We start from the raw sequence: 16269 nt of genomic DNA, 5'->3' as shown, positions 1-16269 counted from the left end.
AAAGCCATTGAGGAAAATTTTATTACTCTCGCGCTCTTGACCCATTGATCACGGAAACTTTACAAGGGCGCAGCTCGCGAAAACGCGAGCACAAAACATTCGTCAGTGAGCTGCCATGTCCGTTCATCCCGTCGTTGCTTCCGTCACAGAGCGCATCATCGAGCGTTCCGCCGTGTCGCGGCGCCGTTATCTCGCATTGATGGAGCTCAACCGGCAGAAAGGTATCTCGCGTCCGCGCATGGCCTGCGGCAATCTGGCTCATGCGATGGCCGCCTCGGGCGAGGATAAGGCGCAGCTCATGCGCGGGGGCGGCGTCAATCTGGGCGTGATCACAAGCTATAACGACATGCTTTCGGCGCATCAGCCTTATGCGCGATACCCCGATCAGATGAAGCTGTTCGCGCGCGAGATGGGGGCAACCCTGCAGGTGGCTGGTGGCGTGCCTGCCATGTGCGATGGCGTGACCCAGGGGCAGGAGGGTATGGAGCTCTCGCTGCTCTCGCGTGATAATATCGCCATGGGAACGGCCATCGGGCTGAGCCACGGCATGTTCGAGGGCGTGGCCCTGCTGGGTATTTGCGACAAGATCGTGCCCGGGCTGCTGATGGGTGCGCTGCGTTTTGGCCATTTGCCAGCGCTTCTGGTTCCAGCGGGTCCCATGACATCGGGTCTGCCGAACAAGGAAAAGCAGCGCGTCCGTCAGCTTTATGCAGAGGGCAAGGTCGATTCCAGCGCATTGATGGAAGCCGAGGCCGCGTCCTACCACAGCGCGGGAACCTGCACGTTCTACGGCACGGCCAACACGAACCAGATGATGGTCGAACTCATGGGGCTGATGCTTCCGGACTCCGCGTTCTGGAACCCGAATAGCCGTATCCGTCAGGCACTCAACCGCCGTGCGGTCCATCGCCTCGTCGAGATCTCCAGGCCAGGTGAGGGTCATCGCCCGCTCGCGCGCCTGGTGGATGAAAAAGCCATCGTTAATGCCGCGGTCGGTCTGCTTGCCACGGGCGGTTCGACCAATCACGCCATTCACCTGCCCGCCATTGCACGCGCTGCAGGCATCTGTATCGACTGGAGCGATCTCGACACATTGTCATCGGCAGTGCCGCTGCTGACACGCGCCTACCCCAATGGCTCCGCCGATGTGAATGCCATGCAAGAGGCAGGAGGGCTGCCTACCCTCATTGCCGCGCTCTGCGAGGCCGGTATGCTGCATCAGGACATCCTGACCGTGTCCAGGGGCGGTTTCAGTGATTACGCCTGCCGCGCACGGCTCGAAGGAGAGGCACTGCTCTACAGCGCCGCGCGCGCTTCGGCGGATCGCGGCGTGTTGCGTGACACGAAGGAGCCGTTTCGCAAGGATGGCGGCATGCGTCTTGTTCAGGGCTCGCTCGGCCGTGGCATCTACAAGACGAGCGCGGTCGATGAGGACCGTCAGACCATCGAGGCGCCCGCTGCCGTGTTCCAGACCCAGGAGGACGTCATCACGGCCTTCAAGGCTGGAAAGCTCAATCGCGATGTGATCGTGGTTGTGCGCTTCCAGGGGCCCGACGCCAATGGCATGCCCGAGCTGCATCGTCTCACACCGACACTGGCGGTGTTGCAGGACAAGGGCTATCGCGTGGCCCTTCTGACCGATGGGCGCATGTCAGGCGCGAGCGGCAAGGTGCCTGCGGCCATCCATATCTGCCCTGAAGCGCATTCGGGCGGCCCGATTGCGCGCATTCAGGATGGCGACATGTTGCGTATCTGCGCGCGTCGCGGTGAGATTGAAGCGCTTGTCGATCCTGCGATATGGGAGCGTCGCCAGCCTGCAATGCAGCCCTTGCCCGGCATGGGCACGGGGCGTGAGATGTTCGCGCTCATGCGGAGCCGGTCGGATAGTGCGGAGAAGGGCGGATCGGCCATGCTCGCCGCCATGGAAGACGTGATGGATCGTCACGGCGTGGAACTCGATAAGGAATTTGGTGATGCTCGACACGACAATGCTGGACGCCGTGATGACGAAATGTCCGGTCATTCCGGTTCTGGTCATTCCCGACCTGTCTCTGGCGCGTCCGATCGCGCAGGCGCTGGTCGCGGGCGGGTTGACCACGCTTGAGGTGACGCTCCGCACGGAATGCGCGCTCGACGCCATTCGCGAAATGGCGAAGGTCGAGGGAGCTCATGTCGGCGCAGGAACGGTTCTGAACGGTGACGATCTGGCGCGGGCCGTCGATGCCGGGTCGCAGTTCATCGTCAGCCCCGGCCTCACGCCGGAGGTTGCTGCGGCTGCCCAACGTCACGACGTACCCCTGCTTCCTGGCGTTGCGAATGCAGGCGATATTATGCGTGGGCTCGATCTCGGTCTGAGCCGTTTCAAGTTCTTCCCGGCCATGGCCAATGGGGGCTTGCCCGCGCTGAAGGCGCTTGCCTCCGTATTCGGCAAGGTCAGGTTCTGCCCTACAGGGGGAATCAGCGAAGCTAACGCCCCGGAATGGCTCGCAGAGCCTGCTGTGAGTTGCGTCGGTGGCTCGTGGTTGACCGCCGGAGCGTTCGACGCTGCCACGGTTGAGCAAAGGGCGCGCGCCGCGTCGAAAATGAGTGCGGGCGCCTGAAAATCTGCGGGAGCCGGCGCGAGTCGGTTCCTGCAAATTTTATAATTTAGTTTTTAAGAACGCGATGATTGCCAAGGGCAAGGGTTTCGCCCGATAGACAGTCAATGACGCGCAACGCCCCTTCGTTTCACGCCTGTGGTCTGCTGCCGCGTCGATGACGAAGCAGGGACGCTCCTATATCGGGCTCGCTGGCGTGATCGTGCTCGCCATGACCACGGAGCTCAACGAACAGGTCTCATCCCAGTCGCTCCCGGATATTCTGGGAGGGCTGGGGCTCAGCCATGACCCGGGCACGTGGTTCAACAGTCTCTATCTGTCTGCAGAAGTCATGGGAATGTCGCTGGCACCCTGGCTGGCGCTCACCTTTGGGGTAAGGCGCTTTGCGGTGATCGTTGCGATCATTGCCAGCCTCTCGGCGGCCTGTATTCCGTTCAATCATCACCTGTCGCTACTCTTCGGGCTGCGGATCATCGAAGGGTTGGCAGGTGGCTTTGCCGTGCCGCTCCTGCTGCTCGTGGCCCTGAGAGTTCTCGCGCCGCCGGTACGCCTCTACGGGCTTGCGGCGTATTCTCTTACGGCGACCTTCTTCCCCAATCTCAGCACCGCGTTGGCGGGCCTCTGGACCGATCTGGTCGACTGGCGTTTCGTGTTCTGGCAGGCCGTGCCGTTTGGCAGTCTGGCCATATCCCTTATCTGGTATGGCGTGCCGCCCGAAGACATGAAGCTTGGCCGCATCCGGCATTTCGACTGGAAAGGCGCTTTGCTCATCCTGTTCGGCTTCGGGGCGCTGTCGACCATGTTGCAGCAGGGCGACCGTTTCGACTGGTTCAATTCACCTGTGATCTGCGTGCTGGCACTGATTGCCGGGATCTGTCTGCCCCTTTTGGTGATCAATGAATGGGAGCAGCATACGCCGCTCTTTCGCATACAACTGCTAGGGCGACGCAATTTCGCCTATGGCGCCACAACGCTGCTCATCTTTCTGGTTGTGTCCCTCGCATCGTCGACATTGCCCGCGACATTCCTGCAGGAGGTCGCGGGATACCGGCCCGAACAGATCTATCCTGTCACGCTCGAGATTGCCTGCATCCAGCTTGTCATGCTTCCCCTTATGGCTGTTGTGCTCAATAGCCGGGCGGTCGACAGCCGGGTGGTAAGCCTGCTGGGGATGTGCCTTATCTGCATGGCGTGTATCGGCGACAGTTTCCTGACGGTAGGCTGGAATCGCAACGAATTCTATCTGTGGCAGATTTTCATGGGGGCGGGCGAGGCCATGATCGTGATGCCGCTTCTCATGATGTCCACTAATTCCCTCGTCCCTGCAGAGGGGCCATTTGCCTCTGCTATGGTCAATACGCCCCGCGCCGTCTCACAGGCCATCGGGGTGTGGCTGCTGCAGCTCATTCATCGGTGGCGTGGCGGGTTGCACTCGAACCGCATCGTCGATCGTATCGGTGTCGATCGGTATCGCACATTCCAGGCCAATGCGATTCCGCTGCAACGTCCGGCGCCCCTCCTTCCGGATGGCACGGCGCGCAGCCCGGAGGCGCTCTCGACATTCAAATATCAGGTTGCCCATCAGACAACCGTGCTGGAATTATCGGATGCCTATCTGATCATCGCAGGGATTACCGTGTTCCTGATGGCCTGGGTCGTTCTTCTACCCCAGCGCACCTATCCCCCCCGCCTCATGTTCGTGAAGAAAAAAACCTGACCCATGGCCTCAGACGATCAGAAAAGCAGCCCGGCCAAATGGCCCTTCGTGGTGACTGGCCTCATTCTTGTGGTCTTTTGCGGCATCATCCTTGCGATCATTTTCGTGCCCAATCGACGGGTCTGGACGAATGATGCCTATGTGACGGCGCATTACGCCACGATTGCCCCGCGTGTTTCAGGTCAGGTGACCGAGGTGCTTGTCGATGACAATCAGAGCGTGAAGGCCGGTCAGGTCATGGTCCGGCTCGATCCACGCGACTACGAGACCGCTCTGACGCGCAGCCGGGCGCAACTGGCCCATGATGAAGCACTCGTGCTCGATACCCAGGCCGCGGTCGAGCGTCAGCCGAGCATGATCGAGGAGAGCCAGGCCGAGGCCGCGCGTATCGAGGCGCAACTCGTCTATGCCCGGCAGAATGCGCAGCGCTACCACAATCTTGCCCAGACGGGGGCGGGTTCTGCACAGGAGCGTCAGCTCACAGATGCCTCAATGCATGAGATGGAAGCCAATCTGCGCAGCATGAAGGCGCGCGTTGTGGCCGCGCAGGCCGAGATCCCCATCCTCAAGGCGCGTCACGAGGCGGCCATGCGCACGCTCACCATCGACCATGCCGTGGTGCGTCAGGACGAACTCAACCTGTCCTATACCGAGATCCGCGCGCCTTTCGACGGTATGGTTGGGGAGAAAACCGTGCAGGCCGGCAATTACGTCGCTCCAGGTGCCGCGATGATGGCGCTGGTGCCGATGGAACAGCTCTGGGTCATGGCCAATTATCGCGAACTCGCCCTGCGGCATATGCGCCCCGGCCAGCATGCGCGCATCCACGTCGATGCTTATGATATGGATCTGGATGGCGTTGTTGACAGTATTCCCCCGGCATCCGGGGCGGCCTTCGCGCCGATCGCGCCGGAGAATGCGACAGGCAATTTCACCAAGATCGTTCAGCGTTTGCCGGTCAAGATCGTGCTGACACCCAACCAGCCTCTGGCCAAGCTGCTCCGGATGGGATTTTCGGTCGAGACCACGGTCGATACCGGTCTGGAAAACGTGGTCGATGAACAGAGCCACAGCCAGACCGGGATCACCGCACGATGACAGGGTCAGGGCGCATTCTGGCCTTGCTGGGCACGTGTACCGCGCTCTCGGCCTGTACGCTCGGGCCCGACTTCAGGCGCCCCGACATCATTTCGCCCGCGAGCTATGGCCCGGAGCCGCAGGACGTTGCGGGGCTTACTTATGGCGGACCGGTCGATGTCACCTGGTGGAAACGGTTCAACGATCAGGAACTCAACAGTCTGATCGACCGTCTCGCGGTCCAGAATATCGACCTGCAACGCGGTATGCAGCGCATTGCTGAAGCACGGTCGCAGACGCGCATCGCCGCAGCGCAGGGATTGCCGAGCCTGAACTGGGCTGGTTCCTATGCCCGTACCCATCAGAGCGAAACGGGTTTCATCTCGCTTGTGCAACCCCGCAACGGCGCACCGAACGAGTATGATTTCTTCCAGAACACTCTCGGCGCTTCATGGGACCTCGACCTCTTCGGTCAGATCAGGCGCGCAGTCGAGGCGCAGCATGCGTCACAGGAGGCTGCGGTCGAGGCGCGTCACGGTCTTGCTCTGAGCACGCTGGCAACGCTTGTTGACAGCTACATGCAGCTTCGGGGCGTTCAGGACCAGATTGCGATCACGGAGCGGCACGTTGCTGTTGCCGATCACGATGTGGTACTGGTTGAAACGCGGTTCGGCAATGGGGCCGCCACCACGCTCGACCTCGCACAGGCGCGTACAGAGCAGGCCAACACGGCGTCAGCCCTGCCGGTTCTGCGCAATTCGGAAAGCGCGCTCATCAATGCGATCGGTGTCTTGCTGGACGAGCCACCCCGGAGCCTCGCCGTGGAGCTTGCGGCTCGTGATGGGACGATGCCAAAGATCATCCCCTCAGCTCCCGTAGGGCTGCCGTCTGCCCTGGCGCGGCGGCGCCCCGATATCCGGGAGGCCGAGGCGAAGCTGCATATGGCGACGGCGGGTGTCGGGGTCGCGATCGCAGCATTCTACCCTGATATCACCCTGACCGGACAGATGGGCACGCAGACCCTGTCTGCGGCCAATTTCTTCTCTCTCCCGTCGCGCCAGTTCGCGACCGGTCCAACCCTGTCCGTGCCGCTTTTTGAGGGCGGTCGTTTGAGAGGGACGCTGGCCCTGCGCAAGGCGGAGCAGAAGGATGCGGCTCTCGCCTTCCACCAGACCGTCACGACAGCGTGGAATGAGGTGGACAACGCGCTGACTGCCTATGCCCAGTCCCAGAAGCGTCTCGAGCAAACCCGTATCGCATGGGAGGAAAGCCGCAAGGCTATCGCTATTGCGCGGGAGCAATATCGCGAAGGCGCTGTCGACTTCCTTCAGGTCGATAACGCGGAGAGCGCGGCGCTCGCTGCCGAAGCGACCTATTCAGCAAACCGGATCCAGATCGCCACAGCATTCGTCGCTCTCTATCGCGCGCTTGGCGGCGGATGGGAATACCCGGCGCTTTCAGGAGATAATGCTGCAAAAAGAGGATGATGGCTCGAAAACCTCTGAGGTCAGATCAAGAACGTGGGTGTTATACAAAGTGCTCGTCGCTTCATAGAGAGTATGAGGTAAACGGTATAAGACACTGTAACTGCGTTAAAGGACACCCCTAGCGCATACGACATTCGACAGGCGGCCCCCAAATCCCACAGCTTGATATGGTGCGCCCGATGGTCGACCCGTCATACTGGCAATCCTCCTTGCAGAAGGTGCACATTTTTTCTGACTTGGCCCCGCCGAGAAACTATTAAGGATTGGTGGAGAAAAAAAACTATCTCGTAGAATCATAGAGATGGACGCAACACCTCGACCAATGCCATAAGGCGGCATGATCGGGCGTTCCCATCTTGTTCTGGGTGTTGCGTGCGGGCTTACAGCGGCTGCTGCGGGCTGGGTGCCGCTCTCATGGCCGATTGTCATTGCGGCCGGTCTTGGCGCTCTGGCTCCAGATCTCGATACCGAGCGGTCAATGCTCGGTTGCCGCATGGTGTGGCTGTCCCGCCCGCTATCGCGGATGGTGGGGCATCGCACCGTCACGCATAGTTTTGCGGTGCCAATCGCGGCGGGCTGGGTGAGCTGGCACTACCTCGGACAGGCCGCGCTTGATTCTGCCCTGGGGGCCTTTCTGATTGGTTACGTCAGTCATATTTTGGCCGACATGATGACGGGGGGATGCTGGGCGTTCTATCCGCTTTCGCGTAATCGCCTTTCACTGTGGCCGCACGCCAAGGCAGGCAGCTTTCGTGAATATCTCCTGCTTGTGGCCTGTCTCAGCCTCCTAGGCTGGTTCAGCTATCGTTGCCTCGTTCATGAGCCGCGACAGGAAAAGTTAAAATTCGGCCATATCCCTTTGATTGCCTTATCGGGTCCGGGGGAATATGAGCAGCAGCAAAATTCCGCTGTCATGCGTTCGTGACTGGAATCCCGGATCACGGGATCCGGAGTCCGATACCCGGGACCAGGCCATGGAATGGCGATAGCGGAGCCTCCCTCGCTGATTATCAGCGCAGAATGCCGGTTACCCTGGAGCCTGACATGACCTCTGCCGACCGCCTGCCCATTCGCCGGGCGCTTCTCTCAGTATCCGACAAGGCCGGGCTGCTCGACCTCGGGCGCGCCCTGACGGCGCAGGGCGTGCAGCTGCTCTCAACGGGCGGATCGGCGAAGGCGTTGCGTGAGGCAGGGTTAGAGGTAACCGATGTCTCCGATCACACGGGGTTCCCGGAAATTCTCGATGGTCGCGTGAAGACACTCGTACCGCAGATTCATGGCGGAATCCTGGGGCGTCGCGACCTCGCTTCTCATCGTGAGCAGATGGAGGCGCATCAGATCGCCCCGATCGATCTGGTCTGCGTCAATCTCTACCCGTTTGCCGCGACGGTCGCATCAGGTGCGGGTCCTGAGGATTGCATCGAGAATATCGATATCGGCGGTCCGGCCATGATCCGCGCCGCCGCCAAAAATCACGACCATGTCGTAATCCTGACCGAACCCGCGCAGTATCCTGCACTACTCGAGGCGTTGGAGAAGGGCGGTTCGACGCTCCAGGAGCGTACGCTCTGGGCGGGTGCGGCTTATGCTCATACGGCGTCCTATGATGCGATGATTGCCACGTGGTTTGCGAAGCAGCGCGGCGACCTGCTCCCCGAGACCATGACGCTCACCGGGTCGCGTCGCGAATTGCTGCGTTACGGTGAGAATCCCCATCAGGATGCCGCATTCTATGCCACCGCCGAGAAGCGCTACGGGCTCGCTACCGCAGTGCAGGTTCAGGGCAAGGCACTCAGCTACAACAACCTGAACGACACGGATGCTGCGTTCGAAGCGGTGGCCGAATTTGACAAGCCCAGCGTGGTGATCGTCAAGCACGCCAATCCCTGCGGTGTCGCCAGCGCTGAAACCCTCGAGGCGGCCTGGACAGCAGCACTCAAATGCGATCCGGTTTCGGCTTTCGGTGGCATCGTCGCTCTCAATCGCACGCTCGACGACGCGACGGCCGATGCCATCTCCGCCATCTTTACCGAAGTGATCGTGGCACCGGACGCCACGGAAGGCGCGAAATCCGTCCTGAGCCGCAAGAAAAACCTGCGCCTTCTGCTTACTGGCGGTCTCCCCTCGGCCACCGAAGCAGGCATGACGTTCAAGTCGGTTGCGGGTGGTTTTCTTGCGCAGAGCCGTGACGCCGGGCAGGTGCAGGAAGCCGATCTGCGCGTCGTCACCAAGCGCGCACCCACGGAAGCCGAGATGGCCGATCTGCTTTTCGCCTTCCGCGTTGCCAAGCACGTGAAGTCCAATGCCGTGATCTATGCAAAGGATCGCGCAACGGTGGGCATCGGCGCAGGCCAGATGTCGCGCGTTGACTCGGCGCGCATTGCGGCGCGCAAGAGCCTCGATGCCGCCGAGGCCGCCGGGGAGAGCGTTGCGCTCACCCAGGGTTCCGTGGCCGCTTCCGATGCGTTCTTTCCGTTTGCTGACGGTCTGGAGAGCGTGATCGCAGCGGGCGCTGTGGCAGTCATTCAGCCGGGCGGCTCCATTCGCGATCAGGAGGTGATCGACGCTGCCGATGCCGCAGGTATCGCCATGGTATTCACCGGGATGCGTCATTTCCGCCATTGAGCGCGGCTCATGGCTCGAAACGAGCCATGGAACGTTTCACAGCACGGTTTTCAGGGAGGTTTCCAGGCATGACCCTTTGGCCAAGGCTCAGGAGCGTAGCATCCGGCGTCACAGCGACGGCATTCATCGCCATGTTGCCCCCAGCTGCCGGGAGCGCATGGGCAGTGCCCGGGGCTGCCTCTCTCCCGAAAGCGGCGGTTGCCTCGATATCGGCGCCCTGCGTTTTCGACCTGACCGGAATGCAGCGCTTTTCGGGCAAGGTTGACCGTCTCCTGCCGGGGACGCAGGGAGATGCCGTCGGTGCAATCCTGACGGACGGGACGGAAATCGAGATGCCTCCCGGACTGGCCGCGCAGGATCATCATTTGCGCGCCGGGTCCAGTCTGACAGTGAAAGGGCTGAATGCCCCTGCATTGCACCTCGTGCGTGCCTTTGCCCTGAGCGAGAAGCAGGATCTCTGTGCCGCGCCAATGCCCGAACTCGTGACTTCCGCCCCACCTGCCAGCGCAGAGGGTCGAATTGTGCGATTGCTGCACGACGGTGACGGCGCTCTGAACGGGGCTTTACTCGATTCCGGAACAGTGCTGCGTGTTCCGGCCTCCGGCGCACGGACGCAATACCTCAGGCCAGGCGCACCGATCTACGCCGAAGGATACGGATACCAGACGGCATACGGAAAACTCGTCGTGGCGCGCCGTCTGGGCCCTGATCGCCTGCAGGCCATCCATGTTTCCGATGAGCCGCCGATCCCGCGTGGCGCGCCTCCGGGCTCGACAGGGTATGACGAGATCACCGCGCCAGGCGGTACGGAATAACCCTGTTTCCTGGCGGCCAGGCGTCACATTGCCCCGCCCGAAAGGCGGGCAGGGCGTGCTTCATGCCTCAGACGATGTCCGACTCTCGCAATGCAAGGGTAAGGCAGGGTGAAAGCGGCAGGATAGGCGCCACGGTCGACTGGAAAGCGTGATAGAGATCTGCTTTGTCGGGGTAGACCTCGCCCGAGATCCTGCCATGCGCATCCACCTCATTGCGCCAGCCCCCGAGTTCATGGTCGATCAGCGCGCTCGCAATATAGTCCCATAGCTTGCGATACCACGTCTCATAGGCAGGGCTCCCCGTGCGCTTGAGCAGATTGACGGCAGCAGTGACGGTTTCTGCCTGGACCCAATGGGCCCTGACCGTGACGACCGGCTCGTGGTTCCAGTCGATCGTATAGATCATGCCGGGTTCACCATCCGGTGCCCATCCGTAACGCAGCGCAGAATCCAGAAGCGCGCGGGCATCATGGAGCATCCACCCCGGCGCGGTGCCTTCGCGACGCAGGAGGGCTGCTTCCACCTTGAGCGTCAGATGCGCCCATTCGGCGAAATGGCCGGGCGTCATGCCATAGGGGCGGAGCGGATCGGTCGGCTTGTCGCGGTTGTAGTCGGGCATGAGCTTCCAGTCGCGACTGAAATGCTCCGGCATGCAGAAATCATGGTTGCCCGCAATCTCGTGGACAAAGCGATGGACAATGCGGTGGGCGCGGTCGAGCCATTTGTCGTCCCCCGTTATATCGGCGAGAGCGAGGCAGGCTTCGGTTGAATGCATGTTCGCATTCGCTCCTCGATAGTCTTCCTCGTCGCTCCAGTCTGCTGCGAAACTCTCTCGCATGACGCCCTCGTCCTCGGACCAGTATCGTTTCTCCAGGGTCTCGGTGGCGAGGGAGAGCAGTTTCTCGCCGCCCTCAACGCCAAGCAGCGTTGCCGAAGATCCGGCCAGAGCGACGAAAGCGTGCAGGTAAGCCTGCTTGCGATGGTCCCTTGCCGAAGGGCTCTCGTACCAGCCTCCATGATCCTTGTCGTGCAAGGGGCCAAGCAAAGCCTTGACGCCGTGCCTGACCATGGGCAGGCAGCCGGGAATTCCCTGCAATGCCGCCATTGAGAAAGCGTGAACCATGCGGGCGGTCAGGATACCGTCGGGCTCTGCATTCTGCGGGAGCGTGCCATCCCGACCCAGCGCCCCGAATCCTCCCTCCATGCGCGACGCCATCGCGAAACGCAGCAGCCTTCTTCCTTCCGCAGCCAGCCAGAGGCGATGGGCTGAGCGCCGAACCCAGCTTGTTTCGGGCAGAAGCATCGGAGAGAGCAGATCGGTCATCAGGTCGGTCCCAGTCATGTCACGAGATGATCAACACGCGCAGGGAGCGACCGAGTTTCTAACGCAAGGCACACGCGCCTCGGTGAAAGGGGCCGTTATTCCAGCCGTTAAAGCGCGCGAGGCGCCGGGAGCCTGTAGTCACAAGATTTCACTATGGATAACGCAAGGCGGCTTTTATTGTAGAGGCACAGCGAGACGATCAACGCGATCATGCCAAGCCGGGTGACAAGAAAAGAAATGCCGTCGACCAAGTCAAAAAAAGCCCAATCCGCCAGTAATGCCGCCGATCTGCAAAGTTTTGGCAAACTGCCGATTGCCGTGTCCCGGAACAAGGGAATATGGCCCCAGCCAACGCATCAGCATGTTCTGGTCGCCTGCGCGCGCTGGGAAGCCGATAGCATTGTCGAGTGGCTGACTTATCACCGGTCGATCAGGTTCGACCACGTTTACCTCTATTGCAATGATGACGACCCGACGGCGCTCTACGAGGCCGTCATGCCGTTCTTGACCGCGCAACGGCCTTTCGTAACCTTTCATCATTATCGCTACCAGGGCGAGCAGTTGCAGATGTATCGGCACTATCTGCGGCATTATGCCCATGAAACGCGCTGGATGATGTTTCTCGATCTCGACGAGTATGTCTGCTTGCCGGGCTCGGATGACATACGCAGCGTGAGCGACCGCTTCGGCCATGATTGGGACGCTGTCTATTTCAACTGGTGCGGCTACGGCCATAGCGGTCATCGCCAGAGACCGGCAAACGGGGTTCTGCGTCATTACCGTAAACGGGAAAGTGGGGCATCACCATTCACCAAGATCCTGGCCAAGACGGGCGCGGTTTCCTACCGACTATCATTCGATAACCCTCATGTTGCCATCCAGCACGATCTGTTCGCCCTCGGAGCGCCGCTCAAGGCCTGCAACATGCTCGGTGAATCGATGGCAGGATATTACGAGAATTTCCCAGATCATGCTTGGGCATTCCTGAATGCCGAGGACAGGCGCAAGCGTCTGGTCGAAGCCGGCTATATTGCCCATTTCAACATCCGCTCCGAGGAGGATTTCGCGCGCCGTGTCGAGCGGGGATGCCTGGGAGATTTCGGGGCGCAGGGACACTGGGCCCATAAGTCCGAAGAGGAGCGTGCTGCCTACCACGCCGATACGAATGCCGTGCTGGATCCCTATTTAAGTGAGTACTGGGCCCGTCTCGTTGGCAAGGGCCTTCAGTCAACGATTGTCAGGGGATCCGACTGGGCGCTTCTCTCGCAGGGCAAGACGGCAACGCAGAGCTCCACCGTCCATGACGGCTCGCGCGACGAGGATGCCTGCCGTGCTGTGTCCGGTCGTCTCACCGGTCGCCCGCAGCATCACACCGCGCTTGAGGATAATCCCTGGTGGATGGTCGATCTCGGCGCGCTCAGCCATATCCATGAAATCATGATCTTCAACCGCCTCGATGGCGCATTGGACAGATTATCGTCCTTCGTCGTCGACGTGTCTCATGACCGGTTTTTCTGGACGACAATCATCGATCGGCAGGATGGTCCTGTCTTTGGGGGAATGGACGGAACGCCATTCACATGGAGCGACAAGGACGGTGTGCTCGGGCGATATGTCAGACTGACCATCCCCGGAACGCAGGTCTATCTCCAAACCGATCAGATCGAGATTTATGGTCGGGCCTTTTCCCTCAGCGAGTTTGAGGAAACCAGGCAACACGCGCTCGATCTCCAGAAAGCCGGGTAGGGAAGACCGCACGACGGAGGCCGCCGTGCTGCGTCGGGCGCCCGACGGGAAAGGATGGCGATCACGCGCACAACGGCGCCCCATCCCTGAACACCACGGCATTGACGATCACAATTGGTCAATGCCGTGATCTTGGCAAAGAATGAAACGCTCCCATCTATAGTCCAGAGAGGCTGAGAACTGCCGCAACGGGGTTCTCACTGTCGCAACTGGCCGCCTTCACGGGGCATAGGAGCATTGCCAAGTTATGAATATTGAGAAATTTACCGAGCGTAGCCGCGGTTTTCTTCAGGCTGCATCGACCATCGCTCTTCGCGATTATCATCAGCAGCTCACGCCGGAGCATCTTCTCAAGGCGCTTCTGGACGACCCGGAAGGGGCTGCGTCCGCGCTGATCCGTGCCGCTGGCGGCAATCCCGATACTGTCCGTACGGCCAATGATGCGGCGCTCGCCCGTCTGCCCAAGGTTCAGGGCGGTGGCGCAGGCCAGCCCCAGGCAACACCCGATCTCGTCCGCGCCCTCGACGCCGCCGAACAGGACGCCAATCGCGCTGGCGACAGCTTTGTGGCGCAGGATCGACTGCTCGTTGCGCTCGCCGCGAGCAAGTCCGGTGCCGGACAGGCCCTGTCCGAAGGCAAGGCCGATGCCAAGGCCCTTGAGAGGGCGGTGGCCGAACTGCGCAAGGGCCGGGTCGTCGATAGTGCGAATGCTGAGGCAGGGTTCGACGCGCTCAAGAAATATGCGCGTGATGTCACCGCTGTTGCCCAGTCGGGCAAGCTCGATCCCGTTATCGGTCGCGATGAGGAGATCCGTCGCGCCATCCAGGTTCTGGCACGACGCACCAAGAATAATCCGGTCCTGATAGGTGAGCCCGGCGTGGGCAAGACGGCCATCGTGGAAGGTCTGGCGCTGCGTATCGTCAATGGCGACGTACCCGAAGCGCTGCGCAACAAGAAGCTGCTCTCGCTCGATATGGGTGCGCTGGTGGCCGGTGCGAAATATCGCGGCGAGTTCGAGGAGCGGCTCAAGGCTGTTCTCAAGGAGATCGAGAGCGCCGAGGGTCAGGTCATCCTGTTCATCGATGAGATGCATACGCTGGTGGGCGCCGGACGCTCCGATGGCGCAATGGATGCCTCAAACCTGATCAAGCCGGAACTCGCACGAGGTGTTCTGCACTGCATTGGTGCCACCACGCTGGATGAGTATCGCAAGTACATCGAGAAGGATGCGGCTCTGGCCCGGCGCTTCCAGCCGGTTTTCGTGGGTGAACCCTCGGTTGCGGATACGATCTCCATCCTGCGCGGTATCAAGGAGAAGTACGAGCTCCATCACGGTGTCCGCATCACCGATGGCGCCCTTGTCGCCGCGGCGACGCTGTCCAACCGCTATATCACGGACCGCTTCCTGCCGGACAAAGCCATCGATCTCGTTGACGAGGCCGCGAGCCGTCTGCGCATGCAGATTGACAGCAAGCCTGAGGCACTGGACGAACTCGACCGACGCATCATCCAGCTCAAGATCGAGCGCGAGGCCATACGCAAGGAAGACGATAGCGCGAGCCGCGAGCGTCTGGTGAAGCTCGAGGCCGAACTGGCCGACCTGCAGGAGCAATCCGACACGCTGGGCGCGGCCTGGCACGCCGAAAAGGATCGCGTGAATGCGATCCAGAAGCTCAAGGAGCAGCTCGATCAGGCGCGCTCCGAAGTCGAGATAGCCCAGCGCAAGGGGGATCTCGGCAAGGCTTCCGAGCTCATGTACGCGACGATCCCGGGTCTAGAGCGTCAGATTGAAGACGCCCAGCAGGAAGAGCAGAAGGACGCCGCCCAGGCGGGCCTTTTCAGCGAGGCCGTGACGGATCAGGGCATCGCCTCCGTCGTGTCGCGCTGGACCGGTGTCCCGGTAGACAGGATGCTCGAGGGTGAACGTGCCAAGCTTGTGCGTATGGAAGACGAGCTGCGCGAGCGCGTAGTGGGTCAGGAACCTGCGCTCAAGGCCGTCTCCAACGCTGTGCGCCGGGCACGCGCCGGTCTGCAGGACCCCAACCGTCCCATCGGCTCATTCCTCTTCCTCGGCCCTACCGGCGTGGGCAAGACAGAGCTGGCCAAGGCGCTGGCACAGTTCCTGTTCGATGACGACCGGGCCATGCTGCGTGTCGATATGAGCGAGTTCATGGAGAAACACGCGGTCTCCCGTCTGGTCGGCGCGCCTCCGGGCTATGTCGGCTATGAAGAGGGCGGTGTGCTGACCGAGGCCGTGCGTCGCAGGCCCTATCAGGTCATCCTGTTCGACGAGGTCGAAAAGGCGCATGAGGATGTGTTCAATATCCTGCTGCAGGTGCTGGATGACGGGCGTCTGACGGACGGGCAGGGACGTGTTGTCGACTTCCGCAACACGATCATCATCCTGACCTCCAATCTTGGCTCGGATATTCTGGCCCTGCAGCCCGATGGAGAGAGCACGGCTCTGGTTCAGGCACAGGTCATGGCTGTGGTGCGCAGCCATTTCAGACCGGAATTCCTGAACCGCCTTGATGAGATCGTGCTGTTCTCGCGTCTCCAGCGGGCCGACATGAACCGTATCGTGTCGATCCAGCTCAAGAGGCTGCGTGAGCTTCTGGCCGATCGCAAGATCACGCTGGATCTCGATCAGGCGGCCGATGACTGGCTGGCTGAGTCCGGTTACGACCCGGTCTATGGGGCACGTCCGCTCAAGCGTGTGATCCAGCGCAGCCTGCAGAACACATTGGCCGGGCTCCTCCTGGACGGGACGATCTTCGACGGCCAGACCGTCCATGTCTCTGCAAATGACAAGGGGCTGGTCATCAATGGTCAGCAGGCAGAGATCGACTGACCGTTCTGTCCCTCGGGACCGATAGGACAT

General features: G+C 61.1%; 11 protein-coding genes. 10 read left to right on the top strand and 1 reads right to left on the bottom strand.

What is annotated here, in order from left to right; translation table 11 throughout:
• Window positions 1-115: 115 nt before the first annotated feature.
• The 8 genes from edd to AA0535_RS01905 all read left to right on the top strand — a co-directional run bounded on the left by edd (window position 116) and on the right by AA0535_RS01905 (window position 10318).
• Window positions 116-2104: a phosphogluconate dehydratase gene (edd, locus tag AA0535_RS01940; protein WP_264814219.1), complete on the top strand. Its 1989-nt coding sequence runs from the start codon at window positions 116-118 to the stop codon at window positions 2102-2104.
• On the top strand, window positions 2004-2600 hold the full coding sequence (gene eda / locus AA0535_RS01935) for a bifunctional 4-hydroxy-2-oxoglutarate aldolase/2-dehydro-3-deoxy-phosphogluconate aldolase (protein ID WP_304500830.1): 597 nt from the start codon (window positions 2004-2006) through the stop codon (window positions 2598-2600). The genes edd and eda overlap by 101 nt, the downstream gene beginning before the upstream one ends.
• Window positions 2601-2754: 154 nt before the next feature.
• On the top strand, window positions 2755-4314 hold the full coding sequence (locus tag AA0535_RS01930; protein ID WP_264814218.1) for an MFS transporter: 1560 nt from the start codon (window positions 2755-2757) through the stop codon (window positions 4312-4314).
• Window positions 4315-4317: 3 nt separating this feature from the next.
• Window positions 4318-5412, top strand: coding sequence for an HlyD family secretion protein (locus AA0535_RS01925; RefSeq protein WP_264814217.1), 1095 nt, complete (start codon window positions 4318-4320; stop codon window positions 5410-5412).
• Window positions 5409-6878: an efflux transporter outer membrane subunit gene (locus tag AA0535_RS01920; RefSeq protein ID WP_264814216.1), complete on the top strand. Its 1470-nt coding sequence runs from the start codon at window positions 5409-5411 to the stop codon at window positions 6876-6878. The genes AA0535_RS01925 and AA0535_RS01920 overlap by 4 nt, the downstream gene beginning before the upstream one ends.
• A 337-nt stretch (window positions 6879-7215) precedes the next feature.
• A complete protein-coding gene (locus tag AA0535_RS01915) occupies window positions 7216-7803 on the top strand; it encodes a metal-dependent hydrolase (protein WP_264814215.1) in 588 nt (195 codons plus the stop codon).
• A 119-nt stretch (window positions 7804-7922) separates the two neighbouring features.
• A complete protein-coding gene (purH, locus tag AA0535_RS01910) occupies window positions 7923-9503 on the top strand; it encodes a bifunctional phosphoribosylaminoimidazolecarboxamide formyltransferase/IMP cyclohydrolase (RefSeq protein WP_264814214.1) in 1581 nt (526 codons plus the stop codon).
• Window positions 9504-9571: 68 nt separating this feature from the next.
• Window positions 9572-10318, top strand: a complete 747-nt coding sequence (locus AA0535_RS01905; protein WP_264814213.1) for a hypothetical protein — start codon at window positions 9572-9574, stop codon at window positions 10316-10318.
• Between the two features lie 67 nt (window positions 10319-10385).
• Here AA0535_RS01905 and AA0535_RS01900 read toward each other — a convergent pair whose 3' ends face one another.
• Window positions 10386-11642 (bottom strand): AGE family epimerase/isomerase, encoded by a 1257-nt coding sequence (locus AA0535_RS01900; protein ID WP_264814327.1) that lies wholly within the window; start codon window positions 11640-11642, stop codon window positions 10386-10388.
• A 237-nt stretch (window positions 11643-11879) separates the two neighbouring features.
• On the opposite strand from AA0535_RS01900, the gene AA0535_RS01895 reads away from it, so the two are divergent.
• Both AA0535_RS01895 and clpB read left to right on the top strand, forming a co-directional pair.
• Window positions 11880-13388, top strand: a complete 1509-nt coding sequence (locus tag AA0535_RS01895) for a glycosyltransferase family 2 protein (RefSeq protein WP_264814212.1) — start codon at window positions 11880-11882, stop codon at window positions 13386-13388.
• Between the two features lie 247 nt (window positions 13389-13635).
• The gene (clpB, locus tag AA0535_RS01890) at window positions 13636-16239 is read left to right on the top strand and encodes an ATP-dependent chaperone ClpB (RefSeq protein ID WP_264814211.1); all 2604 of its coding nucleotides are present in this window, start codon (window positions 13636-13638) and stop codon (window positions 16237-16239) included.
• Window positions 16240-16269: the final 30 nt, after the last annotated feature.

The sequence above is a fragment of the Asaia krungthepensis NRIC 0535 genome (assembly GCF_025995175.1).
GTDB lineage: Bacteria > Pseudomonadota > Alphaproteobacteria > Acetobacterales > Acetobacteraceae > Asaia > Asaia krungthepensis.
Note: the sequence above shows the minus strand (reverse complement) of the source record. Positions and strands in the feature narration are given on the sequence as shown.